The sequence below is a fragment of the Bradyrhizobium sp. NAS80.1 genome (assembly GCF_001908205.1).
In the GTDB taxonomy this organism is placed as follows: Bacteria; Pseudomonadota; Alphaproteobacteria; order Rhizobiales; family Xanthobacteraceae; genus Bradyrhizobium.
The window spans coordinates 1-12537 of record NZ_LGHL01000023.1 but is presented as its reverse complement, the minus strand read 5'-3'; the positions used below and the strand labels follow the sequence as shown (position 1 = coordinate 12537).

Annotated in this window: 11 protein-coding genes and 1 pseudogene; 8 read left to right on the top strand and 4 right to left on the bottom strand. The window is 59.7% G+C overall.

Features of this window, described 5'->3' with window-relative positions:
• Positions 1-314: transposase (locus AC629_RS06200; RefSeq protein ID WP_143198945.1), on the top strand; the 314-nt coding region annotated here is incomplete at its 5' end.
• 465 nt (positions 315-779) lie between these two features.
• Here the strand turns inward: AC629_RS06200 and AC629_RS48335 are convergent.
• The 3 genes and pseudogenes from AC629_RS48335 to AC629_RS06185 form a co-directional block, all read right to left on the bottom strand.
• Positions 780-3879, bottom strand: a pseudogene (locus tag AC629_RS48335) (efflux RND transporter permease subunit).
• 10 nt (positions 3880-3889) lie between these two features.
• A complete protein-coding gene (locus tag AC629_RS06190) occupies positions 3890-5059 on the bottom strand; it encodes an efflux RND transporter periplasmic adaptor subunit (protein WP_245331729.1) in 1170 nt (389 codons plus the stop codon).
• Positions 5060-5673: 614 nt separating this feature from the next.
• Entirely contained in the window at positions 5674-5880 is a 207-nt protein-coding gene (locus tag AC629_RS06185) for a tripartite tricarboxylate transporter permease (protein WP_168195406.1), read from the bottom strand.
• 341 nt (positions 5881-6221) lie between these two features.
• Here AC629_RS06185 and AC629_RS06180 point away from each other — a divergent pair, with 341 nt between their 5' ends.
• From AC629_RS06180 to AC629_RS06160, 6 genes are all read left to right on the top strand, one after another.
• On the top strand, positions 6222-7400 hold the full coding sequence (locus tag AC629_RS06180; protein WP_084803861.1) for a branched-chain amino acid ABC transporter substrate-binding protein: 1179 nt from the start codon (positions 6222-6224) through the stop codon (positions 7398-7400).
• A 64-nt stretch (positions 7401-7464) separates the two neighbouring features.
• The gene (locus tag AC629_RS06175) at positions 7465-8385 is read left to right on the top strand and encodes a branched-chain amino acid ABC transporter permease (protein WP_084803858.1); all 921 of its coding nucleotides are present in this window, start codon (positions 7465-7467) and stop codon (positions 8383-8385) included.
• A 1-nt stretch (position 8386) separates the two neighbouring features.
• Positions 8387-9550 carry a branched-chain amino acid ABC transporter permease gene (locus AC629_RS06170; protein ID WP_084803857.1) on the top strand — a complete coding sequence of 388 codons (1164 nt, stop codon included), beginning with the start codon at positions 8387-8389 and terminating at the stop codon, positions 9548-9550.
• Positions 9547-10140 (top strand): ATP-binding cassette domain-containing protein, encoded by a 594-nt coding sequence (locus tag AC629_RS06165; protein WP_245331728.1) that lies wholly within the window; start codon positions 9547-9549, stop codon positions 10138-10140. The genes AC629_RS06170 and AC629_RS06165 overlap by 4 nt, the downstream gene beginning before the upstream one ends.
• A complete protein-coding gene (locus AC629_RS48330) occupies positions 10130-10351 on the top strand; it encodes an ABC transporter ATP-binding protein C-terminal domain-containing protein (protein ID WP_245331727.1) in 222 nt (73 codons plus the stop codon). Before AC629_RS06165 ends, AC629_RS48330 begins: the two co-directional genes overlap by 11 nt.
• On the top strand, positions 10348-11070 hold the full coding sequence (locus AC629_RS06160; RefSeq protein ID WP_084803856.1) for an ABC transporter ATP-binding protein: 723 nt from the start codon (positions 10348-10350) through the stop codon (positions 11068-11070). The genes AC629_RS48330 and AC629_RS06160 overlap by 4 nt, the downstream gene beginning before the upstream one ends.
• Positions 11071-11803: 733 nt before the next feature.
• Here AC629_RS06160 and AC629_RS06155 read toward each other — a convergent pair.
• Complete coding sequence (locus AC629_RS06155; protein WP_084803855.1) at positions 11804-12166, bottom strand: hypothetical protein; 363 nt, start codon at positions 12164-12166, stop codon at positions 11804-11806.
• A gap of 173 nt (positions 12167-12339) precedes the next feature.
• Here AC629_RS06155 and AC629_RS06150 point away from each other — a divergent pair.
• The coding region (locus AC629_RS06150; RefSeq protein ID WP_210419000.1) for a hypothetical protein at positions 12340-12537 on the top strand (198 nt) is incomplete at its 3' end.

Sequence of the window (12537 nt, the reverse complement as noted above, 5' to 3'; positions counted from 1 at the left end):
CTGTCGCCGCCGTCGAAGCTGGCGTTCCCACCCTTGTCGAAGCTCGAGAGATCGTAGCCGAATTCCACGGGATGATCCGGCGCAGAGCCGCCGCTGAGTTGTCATCCTGGATCGAGCGCGCTCGCGCCAGCCTTGTCGCCTCATTCGCCCGCGGCGTAACGAACGATGAAGCAGCGGTTCGAGCGGCAATCACGTCGCCCTGGTCCAACGGCCAGACTGAAGGTCAGATTACTCGCCTCAAGCTCGTAAGACGTCAAATGTACGGCCGCGGAAAAATCGATCTGCTTCAAGCCAGACTGATAGGTGCCGAATGAGTGAGCTGCACCAAAATTGCGTCAGAGCCCAACCTTGACCCCGGTCACGGCAATCTTTTTGGACGCGGCCTCAGTCAGTTAATCGATCCATAGTGGGGTCAATATTGGGCGCCGAAAGCGAAAAAACCAGAGCTGATCTACAATCGGGGGAATCGGATCAGGCCTTTTGATGGCCGCTCTGCTTCTGACAGCGGCGCGAAAGCAGATGTCGCCGGTGGTCCGAGTCGAGCCAACAGCGGAAGCGCTATGCGCAACGATCTGACAACAGAGTGATCGCCAAGAAGAACGTCGAGAGCGCTTCGCCAGCCCGAGCAAATTTCAGCACGAGCGTCCAAAGAGTTTGGATGCGTGGACCACCTCAGGTTGTCTAAGGCATTCCCGAGCCCATGAGGTCACGGCAATCTAGTCACGCTGGAGTCCGGTCGAACGCATCTGCGGGCCGAGCTGGTGAGACGGATTGCCGGGTCAGACTGTCCTCGCCTCATCACCTGACGGCGCAAGCTGTGATGCGTCCTGGGCTGCTTGTACTTGGCGGGAATGATCGGTCGCGATCAGGAGATAAATGGCCGGCACCACGAAGAGCGTGAACAGTGTACCGATCGAGAGTCCGCTTGCGATGACAAGTCCCATGTCGAAACGCGAGACCGCTCCAGCGCCGCTTGCGAGGATCAGCGGAACCACGCCAAAGACCATTGCCGCGGTGGTCATGAGGATCGGCCGCAATCGGATTCCGGCCGCCTGTTCGATTGCGTCGCGCTTGGCGACGCCGCCGCGCTGCAGCTCGTTTGCGAATTCGACAATCAGAATGCCGTGCTTGCTGATCAGGCCCATTAACGTCACCAGACCGACATCGGTGTATATGTTCAGCGATGCGCCACCGATGCCGAGGCTCACGAAGATCAACGCGCCGGCGATCGACATCGGCACCGATACCAATATGATGCATGGATCGCGGAAGCTTTCGAACAGCGCCGCAAGCGACAGGAAAATGATCACCAGCGCAAATCCGAACGTGGCGACAAAGCCGGAGGATTCCTGGATATATTGCCGGGACAAGCCGCTGTAATCGACGGTGTAGCCTCGCGGTAACGTCTTGACAGCAAGATTGCTGAGGAAGTCCAGTGCGTCGGACTGCGCTACGCCGGGCGCCGCAACTCCCTGAATGGCGGCGCTGTTTAGCTGCTGGAAATGATTGAGCGTCTCCGGGACCGTTTTGGTTGCGATGTGCGCGATCGTCGACAGCGGCACGGGAATGCCCGAAACGTTGGCCACGTAATAGTTGAGCAGTTGATCGGTATTCAGACGAAACCGTCGCTGGACTTGCGGGATTACCTTGTAGGAACGCTGGTCGAGGCTGAAATAGTTCACATACCCACCGCCCAGCATCGCCCCCCATCGCGTTGCCGACATCGCTCATCTTGAGCCCAAGTTGCGCAGCCTTGTCGCGATCGATCTCGACGACTGCTTCGGGATTATCGATCTTCAGATCCGTGTCGAGGAAGATGAACATTCCGCTGTCGATCGCAGCTTTCAGGAACTGCTGGGCGGCATCGTCGAGCTTGTCGAACGAATCGGTCGTCTTGATCAAGAACTGTATCGGCAACCCCTGGCTGCCCGGCAGCGGCGCCAGCTGAAAGGCGGCGATCCGCGCCCCGGCAACCTGGTCGAGTTGCTGCTGAACGATCGGCTGCAGCTGGTTGCTCGTCCTTGTGCGCTCGTCCCACGGCGTCAGCACCATGCCTGAAACCACGCGCGCAGGCGAGTTGATCTGGAAGACGTGATCGGTCTCCGGATATTTCTTCATGATCTGGAACACCTGCCGCGCATACAGCACCTTTTGCTGTAAGGTCGCGTCTGGCGCCAACGTGGATGTCGCAATCACCACACCCTGGTCTTCCTGGGGGGCGAGTTCGCTCTTCGTGCCTGCATAAAGGAAATAGATGCTGGACAGCACGAGCAGTGCGAAGACGCCTGTTACAGGTATATAGTCGAGGCTGCCGTGCAGCCAGCTCAGATAAAGACGACGTAGCGCCTCAAAACGGCGATCAATGAGGGCAGTGAATCGTGCCTGCCAACCGCGCGTTGCGCCATGCGGCTTGAGCAGACGGGAGCTCATCATCGGCGACAGCGTTAGCGCGGCAACGGCCGATATTGTCACCGTGCCGACCAGGGTGAATGCGAATTCTGTGAACAGCGCGCCGGTCAGACCGCCCTGGAACGCGATCGGGACGTAGACCGCGACAAGGACAACCGTCATGGCGATGATCGGGCGGCCGAGTTCTCGCGCAGCCTCGATCGCCGCAACGACCGGCGCCTTGCCGGCCTCAAGGTGACGGTTGACGTTTTCGACGACGATGATGGCATCGTCGACCACGAGCCCGATCGCAAGCACCAGCGCCAGCAGCGTCAAGAGATTGATCGAGAAACCGACCGCCAGCATCATGGTGAAGGCGCCCACCAGCGACAGCGGGATCGCGACCATCGGGATCAGGACGGAACGCCCCGACCCCAGGAACAGGAACACGACGAGATTGACGATCAGCAGGGCCTCGACGAGTGTCTGCACGACGTCGTAGATCGCCGCGCGCACGAATTTGGTGGAATCGTAAACGATCTGTCCGTGCAGTCCGTTGGGCAGCTGTTCTTGTATGCCCGGGAAGATCCGGTGCACGCCCGCGATCACGTCGAGCAGGTTGGCGGTCGGCGCCACCTGGATGCCGATATAGACCGCAGGCTTGCCGTCGAATGCGACCTGTGTGTCGTAGTCGTCCGCGCCGAGCGAGACGTTTGCTACATCCTTCAATCGCACGATCGCGCCACCCGCCTGCTTGACAATCAAGTTGGCAAATTCGCTCTCCGAATGTAGGCCGGTCGATGCCGTGAGATTGACTTCCACCATCTGTCCCTTGGTGGTGCCGAGCCCGGAGATGAAATTGTTCTGCGTCAACGCAGCCGCGACATCTGCGGCGCTGAGGCCATAAGCAGCCAGCTTTTTCGGGTTGAGCCACGCCCGCAGAGCAAAGTTCTGTCCGCCCAGAATTTCCGCAGTCTGAACGCCCGGTACGGCCTGCAGCTTCGGCTGGACGGCGCGGATGAGATAATCAGTGATTTGATTCCGTCCCAGCACGTCGCTGTCGAAGCCGAGATACATGGCGTCGATCGTCTGACCGATCTGCACCTTCAGCACCGGTTGCTGCGACCCTGAGGGAAGCTGGTTGAGCACCGAGCTGACCTTGGTGTTGATTTCCGTCAGTGCCTTGTCGGCGTCGTAGTTGAGGCGGAGGTTGATGGTGATCGTGCTGACGCCGCTTGCACTATTCGAGCTCATGTAATCGATGCCGTTCGCCTGGGCGATCGCGTTCTCGAGCGGCGCTGTAATGAAGCCGACGATCACATCGGGGGCAGCGCCATAATAGGTGGTAGTAACGGTGACGACCGCATTCTGCGTGCGCGGATATTGCAGCACAGGCAGCGAGGTCATAGCGCGCAGGCCGAGCGCGAGTGTGATCAGATTGATCACAGTGGCGAGAACTGGCCGGCGAATGAAGAGGTCGGTGAAGTTCATGGCAGACCTCTCATTGTTCTGAGACCTGCGGGTTCGCGCTGAAAGGCGTGGTGACTTCGTTATTGATCCGGACGCGCGATCCGTTGTGCAGCTTGTTCTGCCCGGCCGTGACCACGACATCGCATGGCTCGATTCCAGCCAACACCGCGACTTGGTCGCCGCGGGTCTGGCCTGTTTTCACGAAGACCTGGTGCGCAATCTTTTGATCATGCCCGCTCTCGTCCCTGCCGGCATCTTCGATCAGATAGGCAATATCTCCATACGCGTTGTAGTAGATCGCCGTCTTCGGCAGCGTCACGTAATCCTTCTGCGTCCCCACATCGATATCGACGGTCGCAAACATTCCCGGCAGCAGCTTTTCGTCGGGATTCTTGAATGTCGCCCGGACCTGGACATTCCGGGTCGCCGCATTGACGAGGGAGTTGATCGCCATGATCGTGCCGGTGAAATTCTGATCAGGATAGGTGTCGACCTTCGCAATGACGGGTTGGCCGACCCTGATCTTTGCCAGGTCCTGCTGCGGCAGGTAGAAATCCACGAAGATCGGATCGAGCTTCTGCAGCGTTACAATCGGCGTGCCCGGCGCGATATACTGGCCGAGGTCGACCTGACGGATGCCTATTCGGCCGGAGAAAGGTGCTCGGATCGACTTGTAGCCGACAAGCGCCTGTTGTTGCGCAACCTGCGCCTGGTCGTTCTTGAGCGTTGCCAGGTCCGTATCCGCAGTCTGCTGGCTCACGGACTGGCTCTTGAGCAACCTGACGTCGCGATCGTAGTTGAGCTGCGCCAGCGCCGTCATCGCCTCCAGAGCGTGCAAGTGCGCGACGTCATCGGCGTCTTCCAGCTCGACGAGGAGTGTTCCCTGTTCGACTTCTTCGCCGGACTGGAAGTGGATGGCTTTGACGGTACCGGCGACCTGCGGACTGAGGTCGGCCCCCTTTTCCGCCCGGGTGCTGCCCACGGCCTCCAGGCGGTCCTGCCACCGCTGCGTGCCGGCCGCGATCGTGGAAACCGTCTGCGGCGGGTTGCGCAGTCCGGCGATCGACTTCTGGATCATCCTGGCCCGAAAGGCTTCAAACCCGAACACCGACCCCAAAACCAGTCCGACAGCGACCAGCATGATAGCCATGCGTCGAAGCATCCGGGAGTTCTGGCTGTTGGAAGGAACGGCCTTTTTCATTGCCGTTGACCATCAGTTGTGGCGCCCGCGGCGCGCTTCGCCCCGGTTGAGGGATCCCACCGATTTTCCGGGACGCAGTTCCAGGACTGATCTCGAAACGACTATTGAATGCCACGGTTCCCGACACCGTGCTTCACGGCGGGAACTACCTAACAAATCGTCGCGATCCGGGCGGCAGAGTTCGTACCGGGGATCCATTGATGACCGTAGGATGGTTGGGCACCCAGAACACCGGGGCGCCCCACGCTGCAAAGCCGCCGCGCATAGATTGAACGGTGAACGGCAGTGAGAGCGCAGGGCAGCTGGTTGCCTGATCCGCATCAGCATCGACCGCAATGGAATCTTTTGAGCTGAACAAGATCGTGCAAGCGATTTGGGGGGAGCTGCATTGTCGTGCTCTGCGTCAATCTGTTCGCGAACTCACTCTTTGCTCCGAACAAGCCAATCAAGCCGGGTTACGAGATCGTCGTTCGGGGGGCAACCCGGCGCATAGCTAGGAAGGAGGGGGGCGGGGGCTTTATCGAAATCGATAGAGGGGCGTCTCGAGCAAGCGTCCTGCGAATGCTACGACATCATGCGCCGTCAAACCGGTCGGATCGTCCCGGATGACGCCGCTAGTCTCTGTCCGGTCTACGCTCGACGGCCGACGCGTCAGCAGGCAGTGCATAGTTCAGTTCAGGGCCATGTGAGAACTTCTTCGCCTTGGCGTAGGCCATCATGTTGGCGGCGCCGCCACCGATGGCCGGCAGCACGCCGATCAGAATGCCGGCGATCGTCGACGCCAGCAGCAGGAACGGACGGCCGAGGATTTCGCCGATCACCAGCAAGGCGCCAGGACTTCGCAAACAATGATGCGATAGGGATGATCCGGCGGCGTGTGCGGCGCTCCGCCAAATGCAAACTCGTAGGGCGGAGTCTACCTTGCCTTTGAGGGGCTTTGCAGAAGTGCTATGCTGTTAGCAGCCGTCTGCTCCACACGTGATCCACAATTCTGAGTTGCGGTCACCAGCGTTGCGGTCACCAGCGCCTTGAAGAGGTCGGTCGGCCACGGCTTGACTAGCGATGGGAAAACGCGAGCTGCTAGGCTGCAGCATCATCTGTCGCAACCGTGCATCCGCAATGTTTCGCCGGCTGGGGCAAGACGGACTTGGAGGAGGTCCGCATGAACAGGTTTCTGCCGCTTGCAGCCGCTTTCATTTTCGCCGGAGCCTTGGGCGTTACTGGGGGCGTGTCATCATCCTATGCCAAGGACAAGATCAAGGTCGGCTTTATCGGTCCGCTAACCGGCGGCACATCCGCCAATGGTCTCGGCGGACGCAATTCCGCAGATCTCGCTGTGCGGCTCCGCAATGCGGATGCGAAGGCCAGGTACGAATACGAGATGGTCGCGCTCGACGACGAATGCAAGCCGAATGTCGGCGTTCAACAGGCGACCAAGCTTGCGACCGACAAGGAGATCATCGCGGCTGCGACGCATTACTGCTCCGCAGTGGCTATCGCCACGGTCGATGTTTATCACAAGTTCGGCCTGCCGGTGATCGTGTGGGGCGCGGTGCTGCCCGACATTACCTATCGGAACAAGTATGCCGAGGTGCACCGCGTCAATGGCACGATGATCAATCAGAACGAGCGCAACGCGGAGCTGCTGTCGAGCCTCGGCTACAAGACCTTTGCGGTGATCCATGACACAACCGACTACGGCAAGGGACACAACAAATATTTTAGCGAAGCGCTCGCCAAGCACGGCGGCCAGATCGTCGGTACCTTCGGCGTCACCTCCGATCAGCAGGATTTCAGCGCCGAACTCACCCAGATCAAGTCGCTCAATCCGCAAGGCATCTATTTCGGCGGTTTGACGCCGATCGGCGTGCGCATTCGCGGTCAGATGGACAAGCTCGGGCTGAACGATGTGCTGTTCGATGGAACGTCGGGGATCAAGTCCGATTCCTATATCGACGGTCTCGGCAAGCTGGCGGAAGGCTCGCTCTCCTTCATCGAAGGCGGCCCGACGGAGCGGCTGCCGGGTGGAAAGTTCTTCCTGGAGAAATACAACGCCCAGAATTACCCGAACCCGCCCGAGGCCTATGGCGGCTTCGCCTTCGCGGCCATGAACCTGATCCTCGACACGATCGAGGAGGTGGGGCCCGACCGCAAGAAGGTGCAAGCAACCCTCAACAAGGTGAAGGATCGCGACTCGATCGTCGGCAAGATCACATTTGACGACCACGGACAGAACACGGTCGCCCTCATTACCGCCTTCGTCGCTCAGGATGGAAAATGGGTGGTCTGGGAGGACAGCGAATATGCGTCCGGAAAACGCAAGCTTCTGGGCCAGAAGTAGCCTAGGCACGAGAGCAAGAGTTTAGGATCTTTCCGTCTTGCTCCCGACAGGCTGGAGTCGCGGCATGGATCTGGGGCTAGTTGCCCAGTACACTATGAATGGGCTGATGCTCGGCATGATGTACGCGCTGGTTGCCGTGGGCTTCACACTGTTTTTCGGCGTACTGGACGTTATCAAGTTCTCGCATGGCGATGTGCTCACGGTCGGCGCCTTCACGGCGCTGGCCTCATTCATTGGACTGCAGAGCATCGGCCTCACCTCCGATGCGGTAGAGCTCCTGGCCATGCTGGTGGCGGCCATCGGCGCCATGGCGCTGTTAGGCGCCCTTATCGCGCGGGCATTCATCCTGCCTTTGCGCTCCGCCCCGGCCCTCAACACACTTCTGATCACGTTGATGCTGGGCACGGTTCTGCGTGAATCAGTGCGCCTTTTTTATCCTGACGGCGCCAATCCCAAGCCGTTTCCGCGGCTGCTGCCGGCTGATTCCATCAACATCGGCAATTTCAACCTCAGGCTGGACAACGCGATCCTCCTGACGGTCGGCGCGCTTGTGATCGTCGGTCTGCAGCTCCTGCTTAGCCGGACAAAGCTCGGCCTTGCGATCCGCGCGGTCGCGCAGGATGAGGAGACAGCCAAGACCATGGGCGTGAACTTCAACGCCATCGTGCTGACTACGTTTGCTATCGGCTCCGCCTTGGCTGCCTTCGCGGGATTGATGAACGGCCTCTATTACAACGAAATCAATTTCGGTATCGGGCTCTATCTCGGCGTGGTGGGATTCAGCGCTGCCATCATCGGCGGGCTCGGCAGTATTTACGGTGCCATACTTGGCGGATTCCTGTTCGCCGGGCTGCAGACCATCGGCGCCGTCGCGTTGCCCTTCGCGAGCGCCTACAAGGACGTGTTTGCGTTCGCCGTGGTGATCGCGCTCATGGCGTGGCGACCGACCGGTCTCATTCCCGAGAAGTTGAGCGAGCGGGTGTGACATGGCGCGTTCGGCAAACGATGCAAGGCGGTCGCTTCTGCCGGGAGCCGCTACCCTGGTCTTGGTCACGATACTCCTGATTATCCTCCTGCGGGTCGAAAATCAGAAAGCGATCATCGCGCTGCTGGCCCTTAGCGTCGGCGCCGTTATCGCGGCTAACCGGCTCGGATTGCTGAAGCCCGTTGCGCACAGTTTCAGCGAGCGGGAAGACATGCTGGGGCTGCTCGCGATTGTCGCAATGCTCGCGATTGGCGCGGTCTTCCACGAAGACCATTTCGTCCTGCTGCTTGTCTGCACCGTGGTGCTTTACACTGTCGCGACACTTGGGCTGAGCATCCAGTTCGGCTATGCCGGGGTACTGAACTTTGCAGGCGCCTCATTTTTTGGCATCGGTGCCTACACGGCTGCAGTGCTCAATCAGCACACCGCCATTCCGCACCTGCTCGTCCTCCTGATTGGCGGGCTGATGGCGGCGCTGGTCGGATCACTACTCCTGCTGCCCGTCTTGCGCACGCGCGGTCATTACGCGGCGCTGGTCACCATCGCGTTTGCGCTCCTGTTCAAGACTTTTCTGGAGGTGAGCGAGGTCCTTGGAGGTCCCCAGGGGATTCAGGTGCGAGGCATGACGATCCTCGGGTGGTCGTTCAACGACAATATCGAGATCGGTGGAGTCGAGCTGTCGTTCTATCTCAATTATTTCATCATGAGCATGATCATCGTGGTCTTGGCTTTCGTCCTCGTACGACGGCTCGAGCGATCCTGGATCGGCCTCAATCTCGATGCGCTGCGCCTGGACGAGACCGCCGCCGGGTGCTTCGGACTCAATATCGTGCGCTGGAAGATAACGGCCTTCCTGCTCGGCAATTTCCTGATCGGCGTCGCCGGCACGTTGCATGGGATGGTCGTCGGCTTCGTCCAACCCAATAACTATACGTTCGCCGACTCGCTCGTTCTGGTATCGATCCTGCTGCTCGGGGGCATTGGCAATCCCTGGGGCGTGGCCGTGGCAACCGTGATAGTCGTCATCGTTCCGGAGAAGCTGCAGGTCATCCAGGAATATCGCTTTCTGCTCTATGCCGCGTTGGTCGTGGTGGTCCTGCTGTTCAGGCCCGAGGGCCTGTTGCCGCGGCCGGTGCGCAGATATTTCCCCGGATGGCAGCCATGACCCAAAATCCAGCGCCGCGTGAAGAACTGCCGCTGGTGCTCGAGGCACGGGGTTTGACCAGGCGCTTCGGCGGTGTCCTGGCTCTCGATCATCTCGACCTCGATGTCGCACGGGGCGACATTGTTGGCCTGATCGGCCCGAACGGCTCCGGCAAGACCACATTCTTTAACGTCATCACTGGGATCTACTCGGCAGATTCAGGTCGCGTGTCCTTCGACGGCGTCGAGATTACGCGCGCCACTCCGCAAGCCATCTATCATACAGGAGTGGCGCGCACCTTTCAGCGCTCGCGGCTGTCTCTGCCGCTGTCGATCTTCGACAATATCATGATCGGCAACCACAAGTGCCTGCACCAGGGCCTGTGGTTCAACCTCGTCAGGCGCCAGGCGTTCAAGGCCGAATTCGAGCAGAGCTTTGCCGAAGCGCAGGCGTTGGTCGAGGTGTTCGATCCGCCGCTCGCCCGGCGCATGCTAGAGCCGGTCGCGGGCCTGCCCATGATCGACCGTCGCCGCATCGAGATCTGCCGCGCACTGATCAGCCGCCCCCCAGCTGCTGCTGCTGGACGAGCCCTCCGCCGGCATGACGCATGAGGAAACAAGCCAGTTGATGGACGACATATTGGAAGTGCGGAAGCGAATCGATGGGCTTTCAATCGTGATCGTCGAGCATGAGATGGGTGTCATCGAACGCATCACCAACCGTTGCGTGGTGCTCAATTTCGGCCGGAAGATCGCCGCTGGTACATTCGCAGAGATCGCCGCCGACCGAATGGTGCAAGAAGCGTATCTGGGTCTAAAATGACGAACCACGGGGCCAATTCGCTCGTGATCGTAGGCGTCTCCACCGCCTATGATCAGGCCAACGTGCTGGAGAACATCTCGCTGACGGCCGCGTCGGGCAAGATCACCTGTCTCCTCGGTGCAAATGGCTCCGGCAAGACCACGTTGATCCGCTCGATCCTCGGACTGACGCCACCGAACAGGGGCAGCATCCGATTCGGCGGTCTCGACCTTGCGGGACTTCCGACCCATCGGGTGATCGCGGCCGGTATCGCCTGCATTCCCGAAGGGCGGCGGGTATTCGCAAAGCTCACGGCCGAGGAAAATCTGCGGATGGGCGCGTACCAGGAGCGATCGGACGCGGCTGTTGCGCAGCGCTTGGCGCATGTCTATGCCACCTTTCCGCGGCTCAGCGAGCGGCGCGATCAGCTTGCCGGCACCATGTCGGGAGGCGAACAGGCGATGGTGTCGATTGGCCGGGGACTCATGCGCGCGCCGAAGCTTCTCCTCATCGACGAGCCTTCGCTCGGCCTCGCGCCCATCCTGGTGCGGGAGAACTTCAATATCATCCGCCGCATCAACCAGCAGGGCATCACGGTATTCCTGGTCGAACAAAACGTCCATCAGACGCTCGCGATCTCCGACTACGGCTACGTCCTCTCCAAGGGCCGCGTCGTCGCCGCTGGCGAGCCAGGCGAGCTCAGTCAAACGAAGCAAGTGCATGAGGCGTACTTCGGGTAATGGTTCTCACTTGTTGGGCTGATGCAGCGATCTGGTCGGCTGTACGACGGTCAATTCGCCCAGCAACAAGGGTGCTGGCGCTCAACACTGAGAGTTGTTTCGTGCCGTGATCGTAGGGATCACATCCACTTCGGATTGCAAATCAGGTTGCTCGCCAATTGTAGACTGCATCGGGTCACTCGCGTCATTTTCGGCCCGTTCGACGGATGTCTGCTTATCACTTAATAGCAGCGAAATGGCAGACATCCACCAACGGCCGCTTGGGGGCCAGGAGCCGACTCATGCGCTGCAACAGGCGACAAGCACGGTTGCAATGGGTTCTTCGATTTAGCCCGTCTGCGCGCGAGCGAGCTTGTCAAATCGAGGACGAGATCGCCATCGTCGATGGCCGAGCTGGCGAGATTGAATTCCGCAGCTGCGCTGTGACTATCAATCGCCTTCGGCGGGCGTCTAATGCAAAGCCCTGAGCGAACTTTCCTCGCTCAGAGCTTTTCAGCGATCGGGAGATGGCATCGTGCGGGGGCGGTTCATCCAAGGCCCCAAGGGCGCAACCCCCTCCATCTCCAACTTCCATAGCCTATGGAAGATTCTAAGCCCCCTCAAAGGGGCCAGAAACGGGGGTGACTGTTCCTAACAGCGCAGCCGCCCCTCTCAGCAAGATAGAGATTTCGGACAAACGAAACCAGCCGTCGATTGTCGTCGTTTATGTCCACATTGGTCAGCTCCTCTGACCCTAAATGGCCGCGGCGATTAGCGGCTTGATCCCGATGGTGTTCTTTTCTCGCAAACCGACCGTTCCAGCCTCCCGCCTTTTGCCGATCAGGGCTATCTTTCCGTCTGATTGTGCTTTCGCGAACCGCATGAAGCTTGGCCCCGGTGGCGGTTCCCGGGTGAAATGAGCCGCACAGCTTTCGTTTGTGATCAAATGACGCATGGCGGCCAAAAGGGTTTCGGCATGACTAAGCACGGCCGATCGGGGCAGGCGACCCGATCGCCGCGTTTCCGTTTCCTGCAGAAGCTCGAAGCACAGAAGAACGATCGCAAGGACCGCTCTCGGATCAAGGACCCGAAACAGTCCGTCGAAGAGTTTTTCCATCCCCGGAAGCCTGCACAAACCTGACGAACTATCCTTGGATGGCCTAGTTTCCCGGGAGCGATTTTCCTAAGCAACAGAGCGGGGACGCTGTCCTCCCAACAGGTCTGTTATCATGTAGGGCGACCGGAAAGCCCAGCAGAACCAACACGGCACCTTCGAGAAGGCAAGTCGAGATGGATACAGTGAACGAGTCAGTAGCCCGGATCGAGGCGATCATTGGGCGTAAAGCCAAACGCGACATCGGCCAGATGACCGAATGGGCAAAAGGCAATCTTGTTCGCGCCGCGGAGGCCGTCATGAACACGCCCAACGCGCATGTCGGCATCGTCACCGGTTTCTATATCCAGCACGCGGAGCCGCCTTCTCCGGAA